Annotated in this window: 1 protein-coding gene; it reads left to right on the top strand. The window is 57.2% G+C overall.

Going from position 1 to position 865, the window contains the following annotated elements; genetic code table 11:
- Positions 1-100: 100 nt before the first annotated feature.
- Entirely contained in the window at positions 101-628 is a 528-nt protein-coding gene (locus Z052_RS14795) for a hypothetical protein (protein WP_099289205.1), read from the top strand.
- The last annotated feature ends 237 nt before the right edge of the window (positions 629-865 follow it).

The raw sequence follows: 865 nt of genomic DNA, 5'->3' as shown, positions 1-865 counted from the left end.
TCGTTCACTCAACAGCCGACGCTAACGTTCAAAGCTGAGAAACTAACTGAATCACCGGTCGAACGAGAGACACTGTACACGACAGGCCAAACATACGCTCATGCCTCACGCCCACACCGACACCGACGCCGACGAGGATCCCACCGCAGACGACACTGGCAATTCTCCGCTGACCAACAGTCGTCTACTCGACGATGGTCTCCAGCAAGTCCACCGGGATATCACCGCACAACTCGCTACCGTTGAGCGCGAGGGCGAACAAATCAAGCAGGTCGTCGGCTACGCCATCGTCGGCAGCCACGCTGACTCCGCGACCACTCAGGACCTCCAGCAACAACTCGTCACCCTGCTCAGCGAACTCCACAACTCCCACGACGGCGTCACCATCGACGACATTGCCCTCGCTCTCTGGGCCGAACTCACCCGCGTTAGCGAGATGGCCCTCCTCGACGACGAAGATACCGAGGATGACGATCAAATAACTAGCGACCCCGACAACGAAACCGACCCCGGCGCGAGCGAAGAAGCTGAAGACCGGACCGATGACGAAGGGCTCGGAGAGCTGTTCGGCTCTGACGATACCGAAGACACCACCCAAAACAATACTTCTGACCGCGCGTTCCAGTAATCACCCGTCAACTTCACGCTACCAACTCAGCGTACAGAATTTTACTCGTCCAATACCAGCCAAACGTATAATTGACCACTCGATTATACGATTCGTATGAACGAACTGGACGAACAGGTAGTCCGGGCGACAGCGCGACTGTTTCTTGACGACGACACCACCCGTCAGATTACCGGCCACCAGCCTGTCGCTCAGGACGGCGCCCCACCTGTCCCCGGTTACGATCGCATTCTGAAA

It is taken from the genome of Halorubrum sp. C191 (assembly GCF_002727095.1).
GTDB classification, from domain to species: Archaea; Halobacteriota; Halobacteria; order Halobacteriales; family Haloferacaceae; genus Halorubrum; species Halorubrum ezzemoulense.
This window is presented reverse-complemented; position numbering and strand designations above follow the sequence as displayed.

Bases quoted from the DNA above. Each gene is read 5' to 3' on its own strand.
- Z052_RS14795 (WP_099289205.1), top strand. From the start codon at position 101: ATGCCTCACGCCCACACCGACACCGACGCCGACGAGGATCCCACCGCA.